General features: G+C 46.6%; 20 protein-coding genes and 1 pseudogene. 11 read left to right on the plus strand and 10 right to left on the minus strand.

The window, feature by feature from the left end; all coding sequences use genetic code 11:
- Positions 1-85: 85 nt before the first annotated feature.
- Both NC997_RS16970 and NC997_RS16975 read right to left on the minus strand, forming a co-directional pair.
- On the minus strand, positions 86-625 hold the full coding sequence (locus tag NC997_RS16970; protein WP_190434040.1) for a DUF3172 domain-containing protein: 540 nt from the start codon (positions 623-625) through the stop codon (positions 86-88).
- A 236-nt stretch (positions 626-861) separates the two neighbouring features.
- Positions 862-1,584: a hypothetical protein gene (locus NC997_RS16975; RefSeq protein WP_190411770.1), complete on the minus strand. Its 723-nt coding sequence runs from the start codon at positions 1,582-1,584 to the stop codon at positions 862-864.
- Between the two features lie 260 nt (positions 1,585-1,844).
- Between NC997_RS16975 and NC997_RS16980 the strand changes: the two genes are divergently transcribed.
- Positions 1,845-2,675, plus strand: a complete 831-nt coding sequence (locus NC997_RS16980; RefSeq protein WP_190526413.1) for an ABC transporter permease — start codon at positions 1,845-1,847, stop codon at positions 2,673-2,675.
- Between the two features lie 42 nt (positions 2,676-2,717).
- On the opposite strand, the gene NC997_RS16985 is transcribed toward NC997_RS16980, so the two are convergent.
- From NC997_RS16985 to ychF, 4 genes are all read right to left on the minus strand, one after another.
- Positions 2,718-3,749, minus strand: coding sequence for a clostripain-related cysteine peptidase (locus tag NC997_RS16985; protein WP_190526415.1), 1,032 nt, complete (start codon positions 3,747-3,749; stop codon positions 2,718-2,720).
- A 344-nt stretch (positions 3,750-4,093) separates the two neighbouring features.
- The gene (locus tag NC997_RS16990) at positions 4,094-4,789 is read right to left on the minus strand and encodes a hypothetical protein (RefSeq protein ID WP_190526417.1); all 696 of its coding nucleotides are present in this window, start codon (positions 4,787-4,789) and stop codon (positions 4,094-4,096) included.
- Positions 4,790-4,808: 19 nt separating this feature from the next.
- Positions 4,809-5,744, minus strand: coding sequence for a hypothetical protein (locus tag NC997_RS16995; protein WP_190526419.1), 936 nt, complete (start codon positions 5,742-5,744; stop codon positions 4,809-4,811).
- A 215-nt stretch (positions 5,745-5,959) separates the two neighbouring features.
- Complete coding sequence (ychF, locus tag NC997_RS17000) at positions 5,960-7,051, minus strand: redox-regulated ATPase YchF (protein ID WP_190526422.1); 1,092 nt, start codon at positions 7,049-7,051, stop codon at positions 5,960-5,962.
- 85 nt (positions 7,052-7,136) lie between these two features.
- On the opposite strand from ychF, the gene NC997_RS17005 reads away from it, so the two are divergent.
- The 4 genes from NC997_RS17005 to NC997_RS17020 all read left to right on the plus strand — a co-directional run bounded on the left by NC997_RS17005 (position 7,137) and on the right by NC997_RS17020 (position 11,013).
- Positions 7,137-7,391 carry a hypothetical protein gene (locus NC997_RS17005; protein WP_190432282.1) on the plus strand — a complete coding sequence of 85 codons (255 nt, stop codon included), beginning with the start codon at positions 7,137-7,139 and terminating at the stop codon, positions 7,389-7,391.
- A gap of 271 nt (positions 7,392-7,662) precedes the next feature.
- Complete coding sequence (locus NC997_RS17010; protein ID WP_190526514.1) at positions 7,663-9,162, plus strand: aminotransferase class I/II-fold pyridoxal phosphate-dependent enzyme; 1,500 nt, start codon at positions 7,663-7,665, stop codon at positions 9,160-9,162.
- 110 nt (positions 9,163-9,272) lie between these two features.
- Positions 9,273-9,863 (plus strand): precorrin-6Y C5,15-methyltransferase subunit CbiT, encoded by a 591-nt coding sequence (gene cbiT / locus NC997_RS17015; protein WP_190411764.1) that lies wholly within the window; start codon positions 9,273-9,275, stop codon positions 9,861-9,863.
- Between the two features lie 277 nt (positions 9,864-10,140).
- Positions 10,141-11,013 (plus strand): phosphatidate cytidylyltransferase, encoded by an 873-nt coding sequence (locus NC997_RS17020; RefSeq protein WP_190411763.1) that lies wholly within the window; start codon positions 10,141-10,143, stop codon positions 11,011-11,013.
- A gap of 165 nt (positions 11,014-11,178) precedes the next feature.
- Here NC997_RS17020 and NC997_RS17025 read toward each other — a convergent pair whose 3' ends face one another.
- On the minus strand, positions 11,179-11,898 hold the full coding sequence (locus NC997_RS17025; protein WP_190526424.1) for a DUF2993 domain-containing protein: 720 nt from the start codon (positions 11,896-11,898) through the stop codon (positions 11,179-11,181).
- 176 nt (positions 11,899-12,074) lie between these two features.
- Here NC997_RS17025 and NC997_RS17030 point away from each other — a divergent pair, with 176 nt between their 5' ends.
- From NC997_RS17030 to NC997_RS17040, 3 genes are read left to right on the plus strand one after another with little or no spacing between them, the layout of a single operon-like run.
- Entirely contained in the window at positions 12,075-12,863 is a 789-nt protein-coding gene (locus tag NC997_RS17030) for a pseudouridine synthase (protein WP_190526426.1), read from the plus strand.
- On the plus strand, positions 12,860-13,663 hold the full coding sequence (locus NC997_RS17035) for a RodZ domain-containing protein (RefSeq protein WP_190526429.1): 804 nt from the start codon (positions 12,860-12,862) through the stop codon (positions 13,661-13,663). The genes NC997_RS17030 and NC997_RS17035 overlap by 4 nt, the downstream gene beginning before the upstream one ends.
- A complete protein-coding gene (locus NC997_RS17040) occupies positions 13,663-13,878 on the plus strand; it encodes a hypothetical protein (RefSeq protein WP_190526431.1) in 216 nt (71 codons plus the stop codon). Before NC997_RS17035 ends, NC997_RS17040 begins: the two co-directional genes overlap by 1 nt.
- Here the strand turns inward: NC997_RS17040 and malQ are convergent.
- Positions 13,834-15,345 carry a 4-alpha-glucanotransferase gene (malQ, locus tag NC997_RS17045; RefSeq protein WP_190411758.1) on the minus strand — a complete coding sequence of 504 codons (1,512 nt, stop codon included), beginning with the start codon at positions 15,343-15,345 and terminating at the stop codon, positions 13,834-13,836. The two genes, NC997_RS17040 and malQ, sit on opposite strands and share 45 nt — an antisense overlap.
- Before the next feature lie 181 nt (positions 15,346-15,526).
- Here malQ and NC997_RS17050 point away from each other — a divergent pair, with 181 nt between their 5' ends.
- Together NC997_RS17050 and NC997_RS17055 are read left to right on the plus strand one after the other, a co-directional pair.
- Entirely contained in the window at positions 15,527-15,958 is a 432-nt protein-coding gene (locus NC997_RS17050; protein WP_190526433.1) for an NUDIX hydrolase, read from the plus strand.
- Between the two features lie 88 nt (positions 15,959-16,046).
- A pseudogene (locus NC997_RS17055) lies at positions 16,047-17,420 on the plus strand (aminopeptidase P family protein); the annotation flags it as partial.
- Between the two features lie 677 nt (positions 17,421-18,097).
- Here the strand turns inward: NC997_RS17055 and NC997_RS17060 are convergent.
- Positions 18,098-19,546, minus strand: coding sequence for an MFS transporter (locus tag NC997_RS17060; RefSeq protein WP_190526435.1), 1,449 nt, complete (start codon positions 19,544-19,546; stop codon positions 18,098-18,100).
- Positions 19,547-19,678: 132 nt separating this feature from the next.
- Between NC997_RS17060 and NC997_RS17065 the strand changes: the two genes are divergently transcribed.
- Entirely contained in the window at positions 19,679-20,206 is a 528-nt protein-coding gene (locus NC997_RS17065; RefSeq protein ID WP_190427180.1) for a phosphoribosyltransferase, read from the plus strand.
- On the opposite strand, the gene NC997_RS17070 is transcribed toward NC997_RS17065, so the two are convergent.
- On the minus strand, positions 20,192-21,133 hold the full coding sequence (locus tag NC997_RS17070) for an AEC family transporter (protein ID WP_190526437.1): 942 nt from the start codon (positions 21,131-21,133) through the stop codon (positions 20,192-20,194). The two genes, NC997_RS17065 and NC997_RS17070, sit on opposite strands and share 15 nt — an antisense overlap.
- Between the last annotated feature and the right edge of the window lie 65 nt (positions 21,134-21,198).

Genomic DNA, 21,198 nt, shown 5'->3' on the forward strand with positions numbered 1-21,198 from the left:
AACAAAGGCGATCGGTAATGGGTTATTGGAACGAACAAATCCCGATTACCAATCCCGATTACCGATTAGCCATTAGCCATTCCCCTTAGAAATTATTTGTTTCCGGCGGCGGTGCGCCTGCTCCTGGCTGATTCAGGAAGAAATTCTGGGCACCATCATTCTGATAGATGCAGCGGATATCTGGTTGCCCGTCCAAACTGCCGGTATAGCCAAAGGTGTTCATCCGGTTCTTGCAATCCCGCACCTGATCTGCTGTTACCAGCTTTCTTTGTTCCAAAATAGACCAGTTGTTACTACGCAAAACACAACCCGGTCGCATATTGGGCTGCGAAACGTAAACGTTAAAGGGATTTAGGGTTACATAGACGCGAGTATCCATCACCATCGCGCTGGCTCCAAACTGCACGCAAAGCTCAGGATTCGGCGCAGCACGGTCAATGAAATCACGCGATGCGACGTTTTCTGGGCTAAACGTCGCTGTAGAGCTAAAGCCAATCCCTACCCCGATTCCCAGAACGAAGACGCCGCCGATCAAAGCGATGGAAGTGTAATTGAAAGGGGATGATTTAGCGGATTTAGGGGCACTATAGGGAGTATCGGCAGGGTATCTAGATTTACGTTTCATCGTCGCTTAGGTAATTTCACGCCTACTGGACAGGGAGTAATCAAACTGCTCTCCTTTCTCCCAGTATGGCTATAGATTGTGCCGCTAGGCGGAAGGGAAGAGAAGGGGAAAGAGGAAGGGAAAGGGGCAAAGAGGCATCGAAGAGTTTAAAACTACAGTTTCCCCAGCTACCAGAAGTGATGCATCGCGTCTCTACAAGATTTCTTGCAACTGTAGCTGCTTTGCCTCCCCAGTGCTTACTCCTCGCTCGCTAAGTTTCTACTTTCATTCAATAATTGGGAGTAGGCATGGGCGACATCTTTGAGATGTTGATATTCTTCTTTCATTCGTTGATACTGCAACTCAAAAGCCAGATGTGAGACGATAAGCCGATCGGGATTGTACTCAGCTACCTTAACTCCAATTAAAGCCTCTCTAATTAAACGAACATATATTTTTTGTAACTGTTCGGCTTTCCTTAACAGCTTTTCAACCTCAAGTAAAGCTTTCTCATAGGTAGCTACTTGGACAGAATACACATCAGAGGTAGAGACTAAATCAGCTAAGTCATTAATTTTACGATATTGCTCCTCAAGTACGGACATTTCTGGCTCTAATTGCCAGTGTTCGTGAATGATGGGAGCTAGTTCTTTGATGGTAGTCAGCTTTGGATCGTTCGTTTTAGAGTTCTGCTCGATCACCTCCACATCATTGAGGGGATGCCAGGAATAAATATATTCAACATCCCCTTCAGGCGTCAGTCTGGGAAAGACAACTTGGACTCTATTCTGACGCCTAACCATCAGCGGAATTCCATAGTTTTTCAGAGGTAAGCTGGGATACTTCTGTTCTGCACCTTTCACCAAAACAACACTATTATTTTTAATTTGTTTAATTTTGGCTTTCCGTTTTTCATTAACCAGATAGGCAATGACCAAAGGTACAAGTATTACAAGAATGATTAGAAATCTTTGCAGCACAGCGATCGCCTCCAGCCTCCATCTGTTGCACGGGAAGGTAGTCGTTGATTTATTGTGACTGATTTTGCCTTCGACTGACGAGTGTAGGAGGAGCAGGGGTGTGGAGGTACAGAGGTGCAGGGAGAGGCACAGGGGAGAGGTGCAGGGGAGCGAAATCTCATTGCCTCCTCGCCTCTGCTTGGCTTCTGTCCCAAGCTAGGTGGGGACTGGATTAAATGTAAAGTAAAAATTAAGCAGTTCTCTGTTGTTGGCTTGCATCTGTGAAATCACAAACGTCGCTACATCTGGGCAAAACCTTAAAAAGCTCCCAGTTTCAAACTCTGATTGCCGATAGTCTCACCGTTTTTTGGGGGGATTGGTTAGATTTACGTGTCCGAATTGTGCAGGTGGCGGCGTCTGGGCTAATATCGCCTCTGATTTACATTCTGGCGTTTGGATTGGGGTTGGGTAGCTCTATCAAGCCTGGTGTGGGGATTAGCGGTAATTACAATAACTATCTGGAATTCATTTTGCCGGGGATGGTAGCGCTATCGTCGATGGTGATTAGTTTCACCGGCACGACATTTTCCATCTGTGGCGATCGCTTGTTCTCGAAAACTTTTGAAGAAATGCTGCTGGTACCAGTGCATCCTCTCGCTTTGCACTTAGGAAAAATGCTAGCTGGTGTGGTGCGGGGATTAATGACGGCGGGTTCGGTGATTTTAGTGGCGGTACTCTTTACTGGCAAGGTTTGGAGTTTTTTGAACCCTTTGTTTCTACTGCTGGTCGTGCTGAATTGCGCGGTGTTTGCTGGGTTGGGTGTGATTGTCGGTTTAAGCGTGCGATCGCTCGAAGCGGTTGGTCTTTACAATAATTTTGTAATCATCCCCATGTCATTTTTAGGGGCAACATTCTTCGAGCCTGCAACTCTCCCGGCTGCCCTCAAAGTAGTCGTCTATCTGTTGCCTCTGACTTATACCAGTATTGGTTTACGCGCCGCAGCTTACTTGCCAATGTCGCAGTTTCCCTGGTACTCGGTGCCGATTTTAGCGGTGATGGCGATCGCGCTTTCCTTCGTTGGTGCTTATCAATTCGCTCATCAACAAGATTAATTGATTCAGGAAGGGTGGGCACTATCCACCTTCCTGAACTAATCAGCTAACGATAATTGCGTCGAAAAGTTTGAGAAGTTTCAAGTTCTCAAAAGCCTGGAAATCGCAGTATTTTTCCAGCTCCTGCTTGCTTTCCGGGAAAAAGATACCAAGCCCCGAAAAATTTTCATATTCTGGAATAGGACGAAATAATGTACCATTTTGTTTTACTTTATAAATGATTGAATTATTTAAAAAATCAACGAATTCATTGTATCTATTTTGATTTGCGCCTGACTGATTGGTGATAGTTTTAAAAAATGAGACAACATCGACAAACCGTTCGCCCATATACTTATAAGTTGTCAGGTTGCTCAAATTTATATTTTTTATATTAGCTGCCAGAACTGCATCAATAAGCGGATTAATTTTTGCAGATAGTTGCGTGATAGCACGATTATTGATAGCGGTATAGCTATGGTACATATCGCTAGATTCAAACTCCATAATCTTTTCCGCTAGCTGTCCTCCACTAATTTCTGGTTGACGCCCCAAAAAATTAAATAATTGCTCGTAATAATAATTGGGAACACCTAGCAGTAATTGGGAAGAAAGAGTATATTTCGCTGTATCTCGAAAAGTATAGTTGGCTTCAATAGTTCCTTTATTGCAATTTTGAAAGAAAACTAACTCCACCCGCTTGCCTACTTGCTGATTAAAATTTGCGAGCAGACCGCTTAATTTTTGGATATTCATCCACTGAGTTTTTAAATTCAAGCCTGGTTCAGGGTGTTCATCTGGGCTAATTTCATCTAAACGACCCCCATGTCCTAAGAATACAATTGCCCATTTTTTAGCTTGAAATTGCGACTTAGCCCAATTAAGGTATTCAGAAAAAGCTTCTTCACTCGCGCTGTTTGCTGTATTTAAGCTTTGAGTAGAAATATTTCCTTTAGTAAGGATGTTTCTTGAAATTTTTTTAGCTCCGCTAAAATCACATTGTATCGCTACAAGAATATTGTCGCTTTTCACACTTTTGGCAAGCATATTCATAATAGGAGTGCCAAACTTTGAAAGGTCGTTATCATAAGGCATTCAATATAAAAAAATCCATTCATAGAGTCGCTTATTGCTCATACTTGTAGCAATAATATCTGGCTGATTTTGACTGAGTAAAATCAAGTTTCCTAAAAAGGATGCACTACCTAACGCCGAATACTGAAGCAACTTTCTGCGCTTCATAGAGCTAGTAACTCAGTGATTATGGATGAATGCTTCGATGTTAACCCTTGGCAAAGCAAACTCGCAAGAGCAAGCGACACCCTTTCCTTCGTCGGTGCTTATCAATTTGCTCATCAGCAAGATTAAATTTTGAACTGCCGAAATGCTAAGGACGCTCATAAGAGGATTTAATTGCGATCGCTCTGTTGACTCAGCCTCTACCTCAACCGAGTCGCTACCTGCACTCGGCTAGTGGAGTGCCATCTTTGGTCTCTCCAGATATCAAAAACATCATTGTTTCGACTATCCACTCGATGACATCCCATCCAATGATTGTCATCTCTGGCTCGTAAAAATGATGATGCCCTGATCCGAATAACATCGTGCCATGTATTATCACTGCTCCATATTTGGAACCAATGATGATTGACACTATCGACTTGGCAGAATCTCATCCAATAGTTGTCATCTTTACCTTGTAAGATTAAGGCTTTCTGAGCAACAATTGAACCATTTTCAATTCCAGCTTTAACAGATTTAATTTCCGCAAAAACCGCATTAACGGTGTCTTGAGCAGTCTTAGATTCTTTGTGAGCATATTCAGCTATTTTTTCGGCTTGTTTTACTGCATTCTCAAAGCGTTCATTGGTAGCCTGAAGTTCTGCTTTTGTCACTATAGGCTCTGCTTTAATAGCTTGAAGCTCATCTTTCAGAGTTTTAATTTCTGCCTTACAATTTTGGATTTCTGTTTTAGCAGCCTGAAGTTCTTTTTTCAGATTTTCCTGAGACGCCTGAAGCTCCTTTAAAATCTGTAGTTCTGCCTGAAACTGTTCGCGTGTTCGTTCTAGTTCTGCGATCGCTCTTTCATAACACCCAAGCGGCGTTTTCCAGTCTCCAGCACCAGCTTTACTCATAAAAAACCTCTTTGTTATTTTATGTATCCTCTTTATCTGTCAAAAATCGCTGCGACTTCTCAGGCTTTAGCAAAAGAGGTTCGGTAGAATTATAAGTCTTGATTGTTCCGCGCCAAAACTCACAAAGTACGCCATATTTAAGCCAATCTTGAATAGCTATCCTTTTCAACTCCGGAGATTTTTTCACTAAAGCAGCCATCATCGCTGCATTGTGTTGAAGTTGCCCATAAATCTTCAGTACATCGTCAATAGAACTTTTCTCCTTCAACTTGCTCAATTCATAGCATTCGCTTAGTTCATAAAGTTCAATATCCGAAAGCCTAGCACCCGGCTTCAATCCAATTTTGAGCCTCTGTCTACATTTATCAAAAGGATTCGGCAAAGCGTGAGCTAAATGCTTCTTTAACTCATTCCGAATCTGTTCAAGTTTCCCGTCTATCGCTTCGTCTATCTTATCTACAAGCTGATTAGCATCTTTAAATAATTTTTCTTCTAGCAAATTAATTTCCGCCAACATTGGTGCGATTAACTTGTTATTAATTTCTCCGGGAGTAAATTGACTACCTAACTTTAAGGCTTCCATTACTACTAAAGAAATTTGGTTGATTCGATTTTCTAAATAGTTGTCAGCTATTCTGATAGTTTCTCTTACATCTCTAAGCGCTGCTACTCGCACTTGATTAATGTTTTCTAAAGCATCCTTTGCTTTTTCATCACTCTGGTTGAGTAGAGATTCGATATCACCTATCGTCTTAGTTTCTAATTCCTCCATTTCATTTTTTGCTTGTTTGATTCGGTTTTGAGCTATGTAATCAAGCTTGTCAGCTAAAGGATATAGTTTTTCATCAAACAATTGACCTATTTCTTTCCCTGCCGATTTTACGAAATCCTGCGAAACGTTTTTAGAAGCACGTTCTAATTTTTTAATAAAATCTCCAAAGAGCCATCCCAGCATTTCTTACCATCCTTGCATCGCTAAGCTGGCAGCAAACTTCATCAAAGTCTATCTCACTAGCTGCTTTTGCGGTTTCAGTACAAATACTGAAAAACCCGATTTCTATAAGAAACCGGGTTTTTAGAAACGCGATAAAACGACATTTCTACACAAAATCAGAGAGGGGGCTAAAATGCGTCAAGCCACTTATCGATAATAGAGTTGATAATGCTAATCTACACATTAAACCGGAACAGCATTACATCGCCTTCTTTGACAATATATTCCTTCCCTTCACTACGGACTAAGCCTTTTTCCTTCGCAGCATTCATGGAACCAGTTGTTACTAAATCTTGGTAGGCGACTGTCTCCGCCCGAATAAAACCGCGCTCAAAATCAGAGTGGATGACGCCTGCTGCTTGGGGTGCTGTCATTCCGGCTTGAATCGTCCAAGCGCGAGTTTCTTTAGGACCAGTTGTAAAGTAGGTACGCAAGCCTAAAAGTTCGTAAGTTGCGCGAATCAGAGATTTTAATCCACCTTCTTCCACACCAAGAGAACCCAGAAACTCAGCTTTATCTTCTTCTGGTAATTCGACTAATTCCGCTTCCACTTGGGCAGAAACAATTACGACTTGGGCATTTTCTTGGGTCGCAATTTCTCGCACTTGTTCTACATATTTATTGCCCGTTGCCAAATCATCCTCAGAGACATTGGCAGCATAAATAATTGGTTTACCTGTGAGCAATCCTAATCCTTTGAGCGCTTCAGCTTCTTCTTCATTTAAGTTAGCCCGACGCGCTGGTTTGCCTTCATTTAATAAAGCGCTCAATTTTTCTAAAGCAGCGAGTTCAATCTGTCCTTCTTTGCTGGTACGGGCAGCTTTGCGGGTGCGCTCAATACGTCGCTCTACTTGAGATAAATCTGCTAAAGCAAGCTCCAAATTAATAATGTCAATATCTCGCGCTGGGTCAACAGATCCAGCAACGTGGATAATGTCATCATTCTCGAAACAGCGCACTACATGAACAATGGCATCAACTTCCCGAATGTGGGACAAAAATTGATTACCCAGTCCTTCCCCCTGACTAGCACCTTTCACTAAACCAGCAATATCCACAAACTCAACCCGCGTCGGGATAATTTGCGCCGAACTGGAAATATTAGCCAGGGCGTTTAACCGTTCATCTGGCACCGACACGACACCGACATTGGGTTCGATGGTGCAAAAAGGGAAATTGGCAGCTTCAGCCTTGGCATTGGCAACCAAGGCGTTAAATAAGGTAGATTTTCCGACGTTGGGAAGTCCGACAATTCCGGCTCTAAGCATCTTAGTTCAAGAGGTAAAACTGGGTAGAATCAATTAGATAGGTTCAGGAATCGGTTGAGGAATCGGACCTGGAACCGGCTGGGGAATGGGCGCTGGCACTGGCTCTGGCACAGGTGAGGGAATCGGCTGGGGAACGGGGGCTGGCACTGGCTCTGGCACAGGTGAGGGAATGGGTTCTGGTACAGGTCCCGGTACGGGTTCTGGTACTTCTGGCGGCGATCCAGGAATCGGATTAGGCTCCGATCCGGGGATCGGGCTGGGGATGGTTGGTTGGGGGATAGGATTAGGACTGGGATTAATCATGGCGATCGCATTGAACAATTTAACCCTATCAAAATAGGTAAGAACGCATAACAATGACATCCCCCGGAATAACGACATTCCGTGACACTTACACTTGAAGATTCATCCAACCGCATCCAAACTCATTACTGTAGCAGGTATTGAGAACGCATTAACTCGTCTGCGATCGCTTTTCGATGCAAGTTGAACTGCCCCTACGAAATTGTTGGGCAGAAACGATCTATCCTAAACCGGCAAAGGCAAAAAGCGCTCGGATTTTCTCCCCCGCTTACCTTCCGGATATCACCGATTTTAGAAAAATTTCCAGCATGGATTTTATCCCAGGGTCTCAAACAACTACCCCATTAGTGGACGCCCTTCAAGCGTGCGCCAAGAAGCATCATGCACCCTTTTACACGCCCGGACACAAGCGGGGGCAAGGAATTTCCCAACGGTTAGCGGATTTGCTCGGAAGCGCTGTGTTTCCAGCAGATTTACCAGAATTACCGGAGTTAGATAACTTGTTTGCCCCAGAGGGCGTGATCCAAGAAGCCCAGGAACTGGCAGCGGCAGCGTTTGGGGCAGAACGCACTTGGTTTTTGGTCAATGGTTCGACTTGTGGATTAATGGCGGCAATTTTAGCTACCTGTGGTGAGGGAGACAAAATTATTCTGCCTCGGAATATCCATTCCTCGGCAATCCACGGCTTAATCATTTCGGGTGCGATTCCGATTTTTGTGAATCCAGAATACGACCTAGAGCTAAATATTGCCCACAGTATCACCCCATCGGCGGTAGCAGACGCCCTGCAACAGCATCCGGACACCAAGGCGGTGATGATGGTTTACCCGACTTACTATGGCGTTTGCGGGGATATCAGAGCGATCGCGCAAATTGCTCATCAGCACGGTATCCCTTTGCTCGTAGACGAAGCCCACGGTGCCCATTTTGCCTTTCATCCAGATTTGCCCACTTCTGCCCTCGCCGCTGGAGCCGACTTAACGGTACAATCCACCCACAAGGTACTGGGGGCACTCACCCAGGCATCAATGCTGCACGTCCAAGGCAATCGAGTCAATCGCGATCGCTTGAGCAAAGCTTTACAACTGTTACAGTCTACCAGTCCCAGCTATTTGTTGTTGGCTTCCCTGGATGCAGCACGTCAGCAAATGGCATTGCATGGGAAAGCGCTAATGGAGAAAACCTTACACTTGGCTGAGGAAGCGATTACCCAAATTAGCCAAATTTCTGGGTTATCCGTGTTAAGAACTGCCAATACACCGGGTTTTGTTGCTCTTGACAAAACGCGGCTGAGTGTGAAAGTTTCTGACTTAGGTTGGACGGGATTTGAAGCGGATGAAATTCTCCATCAACAGCTAGGCGTGACTGCTGAGTTACCATCGCTGCACAGTTTGACTTTTATCATCAGTTTGGGAAACACTCCATCTGATATTGTGCAGATGGTATCGGCACTCCGAATTTTAGTGCAGGAGCGATCGCCCACCACATCAATAGCCCCATACCTGGATGTCTTCACCCGGTGGAAAGCTGAATTTCTCCAGATTCATCCTTCATCCTTCGTGCTTCATCCTTCCATCTCTCCCCGTCAAGCATTTTTTTCCCAAACCCAAACGTTGCCGGTGGAAAAGACTGTAGAACGCATCAGTGCCGAACTTATTTGTCCCTATCCACCCGGAATTCCCGTGTTGATGCCAGGGGAAGCGATCGCTCCCTCCGCCTTGGATTACCTGCAACAGATTCTCGCCTTGGGTGGAAGTATTACGGGTTGTAGCGATCCGACCCTCAAAACGTTAAAGGTTGTTCGCTAATTGGAGACAGGCTTAAACTCAAAACTTAGACGCGAGCGATCGCGTCTCTACTACTCAAAACTTCAGACGCGATCGCTCGCGTCTCTACTACTCAAAACTTAAAACTTTCTATGTGGCCCTACGTAACTCCTGGTATCCCAGATGACCTCTTCGAGCGGTTGCCCGGTATTCCCCTCAGCAAGCGCGAGGTGCGGTTGCTGTTGATTTCCTTACTCAGACTCAAACCCGATTCTGTGTTGTGGGATATTGGCGCGGGAACCGGCACGATCCCCGTAGAAACCGGCTTATTGTGTCCAAAAGGTCGAATTATTGCCGTAGAACGCGATGAGGAAGTGGCAAGTTTGATTCGTCGTAACTGCGATCGCTTTGGGGTTCGTAATGTCGAAGTCGTTGAAGGAAGCGCCCCAGAGTGCCTAAAAGACTTACCCGTTCCCCCCCATCGGGTTTGCATCGAAGGCGGACAACCCATCAAGGATATTCTCAAGGTCGTTTGGCAATACTTAGAACCCCAAGGTAGGGTGGTTGCAACGGCGGCTAATCTAGAAAGTCTCTATGCCGTTTCCGAAGGCTTCGCCGAATTACAAGCTCGAAATATCGAGGTGGTTCAATCTGCCGTCAATCGTTTGGAAACGCGAGGCACCCATCAGATATTTGCCGCAGTCAATCCAATTTTTATCTTGAGTGGCGAGAAACTGGATTGAAAATCTTAATCCTAAAGGCTAGAGCAGCATTCTTGACGATTGAGAACACAAAAATTCCCGTTAAGATGCGTACCATCAAGAAATTTATTTTTTGTCGGGATTGACGAACGGTGTCAGGAGAAATGAGCAGGATGCTGAAAAAAAGCGTTGGCTTTATTCTAAATTAACGGCACCAATTGCCTAAATCTGTTTTAGATCGGTTAAAGTGTGCAAAAGTAATTCTTAATCTTATTAAGACTAGATTAACTTCGTTGTTGCGGTCTCAAGAGCGCATCTTATGCCTTGGTCTCGTATTTTTAGTGGAATAGTCGCGATCGCTGTCGCCCTCCTGATGCTCTTTTTTGGAGGATGGTTCTTTACAGTTGGTCTGTGCATCATCGTCTATCTCGGTCAGTTAGAGTATTTTCAGATGGCGCGAGCCAAGGGCATGGCACCCGCTGGCAAAACTACTCTGGTAGTGAGCCAAGTTCTGTTAATCACAGCGTCTCTGGCACCAGCCTTGACAGATGCCATGTTTCCCCTGGCAGGAACGTTGATTTGTTTCTATCTTCTGTTTCAGCCCAAGCTTGCCACAATTGCCGATATTTCCGCCTCTATATTGGGGTTGTTCTACGGCGGCTATCTGCCCAGCTACTGGGTGCGCCTGCGCGTCGGACTCGCTCCCGCGATCGCGATTGCAGAGCCATTGAATGGCTATTTGCCCGCTTCCTGGCACGAACTTAGCACTTTGCCCCAAGGTTTGACGGCAACGCTTTTGGCCTTCCTCTGTATTTGGGCTGCTGATATCGGTGCTTACATCTTTGGTAAATTCTTTGGTCGCACGCGCCTTTCTGAGATTAGCCCCAAAAAGACTGTCGAAGGAGCTGTATTTGGGGTTCTCGGCAGTGTGGTAGTGGCAATCGCTGGAGCTTGGTATCTGAATTGGCCCAGTTGGCAGTTCAGTGGATTGGCTTTAGGGCTGCTGGTTGGGATTGCGAGCTTGCTGGGAGACTTAACGGAGTCGATGATGAAGCGAGATGCTGGGGTAAAGGACTCAGGGCAACTGATTCCGGGTCACGGCGGCATTTTAGATCGGGCTGATAGTTACGTGTTTACCGCTCCCCTGGTGTATTATTTCGTCACACTCTTGTTACCTTTATTACCCCGCTAGAAAAGTCTTTCTACACGATTGGGGCACACGATTGGGGCAATTAGTAAGCAAAGTTTAGTAGTGAAAATCTCTTTTATCTGCCTCTTTTGTGTCCTCAGTCCTAGTCAACCCTCCGTCCTAACTCCTCAGTCCTCAGCCCTCAGTCCTAACTCCTAAGTCCTATTTTTATTCGGCTGGAATGACATTAATCCGTCCGCGACAAACTAACTGACCCGGAATCACAGTTAATTCCTGAATATCTACTTCTGGGCCTAAATCTATCTTGAATTCATCCAAATTGCCTCGCAGCAGTTCCTGTTGCGTCTCGATACAGGGGGACTCTAGAAGCAGTTCGTGAGGGCTAGCTAACTTTAGGCCTGTCCGCAGCACTAGAGGTGTGGCTTTACCTGATGGGTCTGTTAAAGTGCCGCTGAGTTTCAAACTTTCCGGATCGATGGTAATCTGTTGCCAACTGATTTGCTGGTCTTTTAAGATGTCAGCTGGGTGCGTTGGAACTGCTTGGAGTAGTGTCCCCAGTAAATCAGTTAAAGCAGTGGCGAATAAGGGTGCCTGGAGAGATGCCTTAAGGTCTGTCTCCTCTAGTATTAGCTCACCGGAAACGGGGATGGGTTCGAGAAGGCGTAAAGGTTTACCTCTAAGAACTTGACCCAGGTTGATGCGAATGTTTTCTCCGGTTAACTGAATGCGTGACAGATGCAGTCCTTGATACACTGCATGGTTGGCGGCAATAAAAACTTGAGGGATATAACCTGTAAGGATTTGGCGATCGCCTCCGGAAATTTTAAACTGGAGGTTTTCAACTTGCGAAACTTGCGATCGCAACCACAGCCGCAGCGCTGGTGATAATGTTGTGCTGATAATCCGGCTCCCTTGCTTAGATGTCAATGGCTTTCTTCCTGTAATATTTGTACATAGTCTAATTAGAGGTCAATTTTGGGTTTTAGACTGGCGATTTCTCCAAAATCCTAAATCTAAGATCAAAAATCCCCAATAGTCTAGCCGAGGCAGTGCCTCAACAAGCTAAACCCTGATCCCTTATTCATTCGTCGCTCGATTCGCATATGGCCGAAAGGCTACAAAAAATTCTCTCCCAGTGGGGTATTGCCTCCCGCCGCCAAGCTGAAAAAATGATTGAAGCAGGGCGCGTGCGGGTCAATGGTACTGTTGTTGGGCTGGGGCAAACAGCAAATCCAGAACAAGACCAGATTCAAGTTGATGGCAAACTTGTACTCCCAGCTCATCGTCCTCAAATGCTCTATATCTTGCTTTACAAACCTGCTGGGGTAGTTTCTACGTGCCGCGATCCTCAAAAGCGCCGCACGATTCTTGATTTACTGCCTCCTGCACTCCGAGAAGGTCAGGGATTGCATCCAGTTGGACGTCTAGATGCCGAATCCACCGGCGCGTTATTGGTCACAAATGACGGTGAAATGACGCTACGCTTGACCCATCCTCGATATCATCTTCCTAAAACTTACCAAGTTTGGATTCAGGGTCATCCCCCAGAAGAGGTACTAAAATCCTGGCGTCAGGGTATTCTACTGTCAGGGAAAAAGACATTGCCTGCTCAAGTTCGCGTTTTGGATGTGCGGGGTTCTCAAACCTGCTTGGAAGTGATTCTTACAGAAGGGAGAAACCGACAAATTCGACGCATTGCCGAGCAACTGGGCTATCCCGTCATTCATCTACACCGTGCCGCGATTGGTCCCATTTGTTTAAAACGAACAGGGGAGCCTATGTTCCCTGGTAGTTATCGTTTTCTTGAAGATTTTGAAATCAGTTTTCTACAAAACCAAGTCAATCTAACATCAATAGAAGTGCCAGCAGACATCAAGGAGCGCCGTGTATGAAGGAGAATCCACTTCATCTTCAACAGCAACAAATTGAGAAGCTAAAAGAACTGGGGTCTCGCCTCCGCCAGGTGCGTGAGGAACAATCTCTGTCCCTAGAGGAAGTTGGCGACAAAACCAGGATTCAAGTTCGTCTGCTCAAGGCAATTGAGGAAGGTAGGCGCGAAATCTTGCCTGAACCCGTCTATATTCAAGGCTTTATCAAGCGGTATGCTGATGCACTGGGATTAGATGGGGTAGAGTATTCTGACACTTTTCCCAGTGGGCCGATTTTCCAGCTCATTAAGCCGACTTGGCGGTATTATTTGCCATCAGCTCAGCTGCGACCGATTCACCTTTACTTGATCTATGTGTTTCTGGTGATTGGTGCAGTGAACGGTCTGTCTTACGTGGTGAATCGTCCGGCTTTAGAAGTAGGAAAGGGCGGGACTCAAGAGCGATCGCCTAGAGAGTCTCTCGCCAAAGCTAATGCAGCCAATACAGACTTGCAAGAAAAACTAGGGCCGTTTACCCCAGCAGTATTCAGCAGCAATACCAGTCAAACGGGTAAGCCGGTACGGGTTGGCGTAACCGTCAAAACCCCGTCCTGGATTCGGGTAGTGGTGGATGGCAAGACGCAGTTTGAGGGAACGCTCCCCCAAGGCACTCAGCGCACCTGGGTTGCAGAGGAGACACTGATTGTAAAAGCTGGCAATGCGGGTGGTATCTTAGTCGCTTTTAATGATGAAAAGGCAAAGAAACTGGGTGCCCCCGGTAAAGTTCGGGAAGTAACCTTTGCCGCTAATCCTCCTGGGTCTTAATGAGTGCTGAGAACTGTGAGGGTCGAGACGCGATCGCGCTTTTCTTCAAAGACACGCGATATACACCAGTGACGCAAGCGATCGCCCAAGTCCTCACCCCTCAGTCCTTACCTCTCAACCCCGATCCCTCAGCCCTCAGTCCTCAGTCCTCACTGCTCACCCCTCACCCCTCAGTCCTGATTCTTAATTGGGGCGCGACCGAAAGTTTCAGTTAGAGTTTTGAGACGATAGCCGATCTCTTGGTTCACGGCTTCAGGTCGATACCGCCACTCCCAATTTCCCTCTGCTTTGCCGGGAAAATTCATTCGGGCATCGCCCCCCAATCCCAAAAGATCCTGAAAAGGAATAATGGCCTGATTTGCCACCGAAGCCATCGCCAGCCGGATCGCATCCCAGTGGATGCCGTCGGAACTGATGCAACCCACATAACGCAGGAGATTCTCCCTTTCATAGTCTGAAAGTTGATAGAACCAGCCTACCGTGGTGTCATTATCATGGGTGCCGGTGTAAACCACACAGTTGCGCGGATAGTTAAAAGGCAAAAAGCCGTTGCCAGAATCCGAACCAAAGGCAAACTGTAAAATCTTCATCCCCGGAAATTCAAACTTATCTCGCAGCGCCTCTACCTCTGGGGTAATCACGCCCAAATCCTCTGCCAGGATAGGAAGCTTGCCTAATTTGTCGTTCAGTAGCTTAAAGAAAGCTTCTCCAGGAGCCTCAATCCACTCCCCATTCATAGCAGTCGTTTCGCCCTGCTTAACTGCCCAGTAGGCTTGGAAACCTCGGAAGTGGTCAATCCGAATAATGTCAATGTAATCTAACAAAGATTCAAAGCGCTGTATCCACCACTTAAAGTTTTGCTGCTGCAACTTTTCCCAGTTATAGACTGGATTGCCCCACAACTGGCCTGTGGCGCTGAAGTAGTCCGGTGGAACTCCAGCCATCAGCGCCGGTTCCCCCGTCTGTTCGTCCAAGCAAAAGATATCTGGATGCGACCAGACATCGGCACTATCGTGAGCCACATAAATTGGAATATCGCCAATAATCTCAATACTGCCCAAGTTGGCATAGCTTTTCAGTTGAGTCCATTGCCGGAAAAACTCAAACTGCAAGTATTTGTGGTAATAAATCTCATCATTCAGCCGCTGCCGCCACTGTTCTAAGGCTTCCGGTTGGCGTTTAGCAATTTCCGGTTCCCAGTTATACCAACTAGCGTGTCCCTGAGCTTCCCGGATCGCCATAAATAAGGCATAGTCATCAAGCCAATGAGCCGCTTTGCAAAAACTTGCAAATTCCTTTTGCTGTAAGGTTGATGCCTGGTTTTTAAAGTTTTCGCAGGCTTTAGCGAGCAAAGGCATTTTGGTCTGGATCGCCCGCTCAAAATCCACCCTGTCTAGGGAAAACTCTGGCAATCCAGAAAAATCATCCTCGGTAAGTAACCCCTCGTCGCGCAGCTTCTCAGGACTAATCAGTAAGGGATTTCCCGCCAATGCTGAATAGCACATATAGGGAGAATTGCCATAGCCGGTTGGTCCTAATGGCAAAACCTGCCAAAATTGCTGGGAACTCTCCACCAAAAAATCAATAAAGCGATAAGCTTCTAAACCGAGATCGCCGATGCCAAACCGGCTAGGAAAACAAGTGGGGTGTAGCAAAATGCCACTAGATCTAGGAAACGGCATAAATAACCTGATGGAGAGGATGCAAACGATTTGACATTATCACGGTACGCAGAAGTTTGACACTCACTCCTAGGGCGGGTTGCATTCGGTAATTCAACCGTCATAAATGACAGCGATCGCGGCAGAATAAATTCAGCCTTTTTTCCCTCGATCCCGCTCATTGGGGGGCAATATATTCAGAATGACTTACCGAAACCCTGCTCCGACTGTCGATATCATTATTGAACTGATCGATCGACCGCATCGACCGATTGTATTAATTGAACGCCAAAATCCACCTTATGGTTGGGCAATTCCGGGTGGATTTATTGATTACGGGGAGAAAGCAGAAGCGGCGGCGCGGCGTGAAGCGCAGGAAGAAATTAGCTTACAGGTGGAGTTAATTGAACAATTCCAGGTGTATTCCGATCCCAGCCGCGATCCGCGAAGTCACACGATGAGCGTTGTGTTTATCGCAACGGCAACGGGCGAACCTCAAGCTGCTGATGATGCCAAGGCGGTTGGAATTTTTGAATCTTGGCGAATTCCCACGGATTTATGCTTCGATCACGGCAAAATTTTGCACGATTATTGGCGTTATCGGCATTACGGGATACGTCCTCGATTGTCTTGAGGCGGTTTATAGCCAATGGGTAATGGCTTTTTAGCTCAGGTTAAACTTAAATACAAAAGGGAAAAGCCATAAACTGCCGCTACTCGCTATGATGCAACTTCAGAGAAATCGCACGTTTGCCGCTACTCTGCTTCACCGGCGGCAACGACTTGCCGAGTTAATTGATTTTCCAGTTATTCTCTGGTCTGGGCGTAGTAGTTCCCGAAATTATCCAGCCAATACTTTCCCATTTCGCGCCAGCAGTCATTTCCTCTATTTTGCGGGGGTACCTCTGGAAAATACGGCGATCCGACTCGAAGCTGGGAAACTAGAACTGTTTATGGATGATGAGTCTCCTGCCAGTGCCCTCTGGCATGGAGAAATGCCGAAACGTGAGGAAATTGCCCAGGCGATTGGCGCGGATGCGGCATTTTCGATGGCAGAATTGGCGTCACGCTCAGCCGATGCTGCGACTATCTCGGTGCAGGATGCCGCAACTAGGCAGCAACAAGCTCAGATAATGCATCGTGCGATCGCATCCGCAAATGCATCTCAGGGAATTGATGGGGAGTTAGCACGAGCCATTATATTTTTGCGACTCAGCCACGATGCAGGTGCTTTGGCAGAATTACGACAAGCTGCATCTGTCACCGTGGACGCTCACTTAGCGGGAATGGCTGCCACATCCAGCGCCAAGTTGGAGGCAGGTGTGCGTGCGGCAATGGAGAGTGTCATCATCTCACAGAATATGAGCTGCGCTTACCCCAGTATCGTCACGGTTCACGGGGAGGTTCTCCACAATCAGCAGTATTGGCACCCCCTGCAATCGGGAAACTTGCTGCTGGCGGATGTGGGCGCTGAAACATCGATGGGCTGGGCAGCAGATGTCACGCGCACTTGGCCTGTATCGGGGAAGTTTTCTTCTACCCAAAGAGACATCTATAATTTGGTTTTGGTGGCTCACGATGCTTGTATTGCCAAAATCCGCCCGGATGTGGAGTATCGGGAGATTCATCTATTGGCAGCGACTGCGATCGCCCAAGGGTTGGTGGATTTAGGTATTCTGCGGGGCAATGCGGAAGATTTGGTAGAAATGGATGCTCATGCCCTATTTTTCCCTCACGGAATCGGTCATTTAGTGGGTTTGGATGTCCACGATATGGAAGATTTGGGGGATTTGGCGGGGTATGAAGAGGGGAGAACTCGGAGCGATCGCTTTGGTTTAGCTTACCTGCGGCTCGATCGCCCCTTACGCGCTGGGATGTTAGTCACCATTGAGCCAGGATTCTATCAAGTTCCGGCAATTTTAAATGACCCCAATTTCCGAGCAAAATATCAGGATGTGGTGAATTGGGATCGCCTCTCTCACTTTGAAGATGTGCGCGGGATTCGCATAGAAGATGATGTTCTAGTCACCCAATCAGGCAGCGAAGTTCTTACAGCAGCATTGCCAACTGATGCCGATGTAATTGAGTCTTTGGTTAAGAAGGAATCTCGCGTTTTCTTCGGAACCGGGCAACCAATGACTGGAAAAGCACCCGCCGGTATTCCCACTTTTATTAAGCGTTGTCGCGCAATTTTTGAACAAGTTAGTCCCCAATTGATGAAGGATTATCCTGACTGGTTTATCGCGATTGAGGCAGATAGCGGTGAGTATTTTCTGGATGTAGATCACAAGGTTGCCAAACAAAAGGCGCTTGAGAAATACCCGGATGGGTTAATTTCTACTTTACAACTGCTTAAATAAGTTCGTGCCGGTAAGAAATCCTTTAGGGAAAGGGTAAATAAAATTTTACCTTTTCCCCATTTGTTTTTTTCTTAAAAGATTGATTGGCTTGATTTGGACGTGTTGTAGTGATTCTTATGCTTAAATTAGCGATTAGCTAAATGAATGATGCTGGTATTCTATGCAATAACTTAAAACTTTAAAGAAAAACAATTTTTTTAAAAAATGTATCGCAAGCAACTACTAGCTATGCCTTGAAAAGGTATTCTTAGATAATGGGAATCTGTCTCAAAAAAATATTAACAGGTAGTTCTTCCTTATCAATTTAAATTTACCAAAAAAAATCAATAAAGTCCATAATATTCAGAAAAAACCTTTCTGAATGGGTGAATTTCTAACACACCCATTCAAACCGAAAAGTTCATTGATAAGAGCTATTGAGCCTTTAATTTCCGTTCTTTCAGTTTCAGTAAGATATCGGCATGAACCTCACGAGTCAGAGGATAAAAGTATGCCAGAATTAATCCACAAATTAGGGCAATTGTTGGTAGAGGTCCGATGGCGATGCGAATCGCTAAAAGTGCAGAATCCGGTTGAATCGGGGCTAAGTTCTCTGGGGTAGACCGAATGTATTGATTCCACTCCAGGCTTTTCAAGACTAACGCCACGGCAACAGCTAAACTGACTTTTTGCAAGAACACCATGAAGCTGTAAAAAATCCCTTCCCGCCGCTGTCCGGTTTTTAGTTCATCTAATTCAATCACATCTGGCAGCATCGACCACGGGATCAAATAAGCTGTAGAAACGCCAAAACCTGCCATCACTCCTAACACGTACATGAAAGCAATTTGACCGGGCTGTAAGAAAAACAATCCCGCCTGGGCAATAATCCACACGCTCATTCCCATAAAATAGACGGCTTTTTTACCGTATCGCTGGCTAAGCTTACTCCAGATAAACAGCATCAACAATGCTGTTCCCTGCACCGCTAGAATAACTTGGGCAACGACTGCATCGCTTAAGCGCATCCAACTGAGAACAAAATAAGGAATGATAGCCGCTGTGACCTGGACAGCTAACCAGGAACACAGATAAATTCCAACAACATATAAAAAGGGGCGATTGCTCAAAACAATCCGTACTTGTTCCAAAATTGGGAGGGAGACAGGTTGCTCAAAGGTGGGATTTTGTGCCGCCCTTGCCAAAATGCGATCGCGTGTCCCCCAAATACACCAATAAATCGGTAAGACCGACAAGATTGCACAAACGACGCCCATCACCAAATATTGCTGGATGCGGTCACTAGGAATCAAAGCGGCGATGATTCCGAACACAATCACAGATACGATACTTCCCCCAATCGAGAAAGCAAACCGATAGCTGTTGAGATTCGTGCGTTCGTTGTAGTCCTGAGTCAGTTCTGGAGTTAGGGCAGTGTAGGGTAAATTAACAGCGGTGTAAAACGAATTAAACAAAATCGAAATGACAATGTAATACCAGAACAATCCCCATTGATTCGCAGCGTCATTGGCGCTAAATCGAGGCACTAGCCACTGCAAAAAGAACGTGATTCCAAACGGAATCGCCCCATATAACATCCAGGGAAGCCGACGCCCCCAGCGTGGCGAGTTTGTTCTGTCGCTAAGCACCCCGACAACCGGATCGTTCACCGCATCCCAAACCTTGCCAATCAGGAGAATCCAAGTCGCTAGTCCAGCGGCGATTCCGGCGACATCGGTCAGAAAATAGGCGGTATAAAACACCCCAATATTTGCGGTGATCGCAGCACCTACATCACCGGCACCATAAGCCAGTTTCGTACTTAACTTTAGCTTTTCGCTGTCGGGTGTCGCGGGGGAATGCTCAGAAGAGGAATCACTCATGGCAGTTGGCTGATGGCAGGGGGATTGAAAATTTCAAAAAAGTATCGCATCTGTCTCCCAAGAGCGGGAATTTTATAGCATTTGTTCTATAGCATTTGTACTGTTCTCTAAACCTGTTCAATTGTGCCTGTTATGCCAGAGCTTTACGTGTCATGGTCAGAGTACCACCAAAAAATCGAACAGTTGGCGGCAATCATATATCAATCCGGCTGGGAGTTTAACCAGATTGTCTGCCTTGCCAGGGGCGGTCTACGGGTGGGTGATATTTTATCGCGAATTTACCACAAACCGTTGGCAATTTTAGCTGCCACTTCTTACGGCGGCACAGGCGATCGCTTTCGAGGTTCTCTCGCCTTTGCCCGCGACCTCACCATGACTTCTCCTCATCTGGGTAGCCGCATTCTCCTGGTCGATGACTTAGTGGATTCTGGCATCACCCTCCGGGAAGCTATCCCTTGGCTGAAACATCATTATGCGGCTGATGTCGAGCAGATTCGATCCGCTGTCATCTGGTACAAAGCTTGCTCCGTCATCGCGCCTGACTACTATGTGGACTATCTCCCGGAAAACCCCTGGATTCACCAACCCTTTGAAAAATACGAACAGGTCGATCCCTCAGAGTTAGCCCAACGCTATGCTGCTGTTTCAGCGACCAAATAACACCAACCAAACCGGCAGAGTTAACAAGAGTCCTATCGTCCCGACAACCAGCGCCGTCACGGTTAAATTTCGGTCGAGATTGTAGGTTTCCGCCAAGATGAGGGTGGCAAACGCTGGAGGCATTGCCATCTGTAAAACAATGACCAGATGGGGTGCCCCACTCACACCCAGCAGCCCAACCCCAACGCCCAGTACCAGCGGAACGAGCAGCATTTTAATCCCCAAGCTCACAGATGCCGAAGGGAGGCTACCCCAGGAGGAAAGCTGGCTGAGGCGCATACCGATTAGCACCAAAGCCAGCGCCACTCCACTCCAAGCAATCATTTGCAGCAATTGTTCAGCGGGTTCGGGCAGTGGGAAGTTGCGAAAACCCAGTCCAAAGCCAAAACTCCACAGCGCTGGATTGATCAGCACTGCCTGTAGGGACGGGAAGACGCCCTTCTCTGCCCCAACCCCAAAACGAGCCGCCAAGACAACGCCCAAGCCGTAGGCTCCCAGCGTGGTGCCCATCAGGTCATAAAATAGCGCCCACCCAAAGTACTGCTGCCCGACGAGAGCGAGGGTGACGGGATAACCCAAGTAGCCGGTGTTCCCGACCATTGAGGCTAATAGAAAACTTCCTTGAGTGGATTTACTCCAAGCTTTTTTAGGGAATTGCGAGGCTTGCCTTCCTATCCAAAACCAGGCTAATCCGGCTCCCACCAAAATTGCCATCCAAGCGGCGACGGGTGCAATCCAAATTGGCCCGGATAAGTCAGCGTGACGCAGAAACGCCACAATGCCAAGCGGGACTCCAATCCAAAAGAGAAACTTCCCTAAATAGGTGGGAACTACTTTGGGCAGTTGGCGACCCAAAACCCATCCCAGCAAAATGCCACCACCTAGCCGGAAATAGAGTTCCAGCAGTTGAATTCCTATATTAGGCATCGTCTCATGGGTTGTCAGCAGAAGGTTTAGACTGACACCTGTACGATATGTCAGCTTCTATTCAT

It is taken from the genome of Trichocoleus sp. DQ-A2 (assembly GCF_039961915.1).
Classification (GTDB): domain Bacteria; phylum Cyanobacteriota; class Cyanobacteriia; order Cyanobacteriales; family FACHB-T130; genus FACHB-T130.

Coding starts and splice junctions, on each gene's coding strand:
- NC997_RS17050 (WP_190526433.1), top strand. CDS start 15,527: ATGACTTACCGAAACCCTGCTCCGACTGTCGATATCATTATTGAACTG.
- NC997_RS17040 (WP_190526431.1), top strand. CDS start 13,663: ATGAGTGCTGAGAACTGTGAGGGTCGAGACGCGATCGCGCTTTTCTTC.
- NC997_RS16990 (WP_190526417.1), bottom strand. CDS start 4,789: ATGAGTAAAGCTGGTGCTGGAGACTGGAAAACGCCGCTTGGGTGTTAT.
- malQ (WP_190411758.1), bottom strand. CDS start 15,345: ATGCCGTTTCCTAGATCTAGTGGCATTTTGCTACACCCCACTTGTTTT.
- NC997_RS17065 (WP_190427180.1), top strand. CDS start 19,679: ATGCCAGAGCTTTACGTGTCATGGTCAGAGTACCACCAAAAAATCGAA.
- NC997_RS17005 (WP_190432282.1), top strand. CDS start 7,137: ATGGGCGCTGGCACTGGCTCTGGCACAGGTGAGGGAATCGGCTGGGGA.
- NC997_RS17010 (WP_190526514.1), top strand. CDS start 7,663: ATGGATTTTATCCCAGGGTCTCAAACAACTACCCCATTAGTGGACGCC.
- NC997_RS16995 (WP_190526419.1), bottom strand. CDS start 5,744: ATGCTGGGATGGCTCTTTGGAGATTTTATTAAAAAATTAGAACGTGCT.
- NC997_RS17020 (WP_190411763.1), top strand. CDS start 10,141: ATGCCTTGGTCTCGTATTTTTAGTGGAATAGTCGCGATCGCTGTCGCC.
- NC997_RS16985 (WP_190526415.1), bottom strand. CDS start 3,749: ATGCCTTATGATAACGACCTTTCAAAGTTTGGCACTCCTATTATGAAT.
- cbiT (WP_190411764.1), top strand. CDS start 9,273: ATGTGGCCCTACGTAACTCCTGGTATCCCAGATGACCTCTTCGAGCGG.
- NC997_RS17030 (WP_190526426.1), top strand. CDS start 12,075: ATGGCCGAAAGGCTACAAAAAATTCTCTCCCAGTGGGGTATTGCCTCC.
- NC997_RS16970 (WP_190434040.1), bottom strand. CDS start 625: ATGAAACGTAAATCTAGATACCCTGCCGATACTCCCTATAGTGCCCCT.
- NC997_RS17070 (WP_190526437.1), bottom strand. CDS start 21,133: ATGCCTAATATAGGAATTCAACTGCTGGAACTCTATTTCCGGCTAGGT.
- NC997_RS17060 (WP_190526435.1), bottom strand. CDS start 19,546: ATGAGTGATTCCTCTTCTGAGCATTCCCCCGCGACACCCGACAGCGAA.
- ychF (WP_190526422.1), bottom strand. CDS start 7,051: ATGCTTAGAGCCGGAATTGTCGGACTTCCCAACGTCGGAAAATCTACC.
- NC997_RS17035 (WP_190526429.1), top strand. CDS start 12,860: ATGAAGGAGAATCCACTTCATCTTCAACAGCAACAAATTGAGAAGCTA.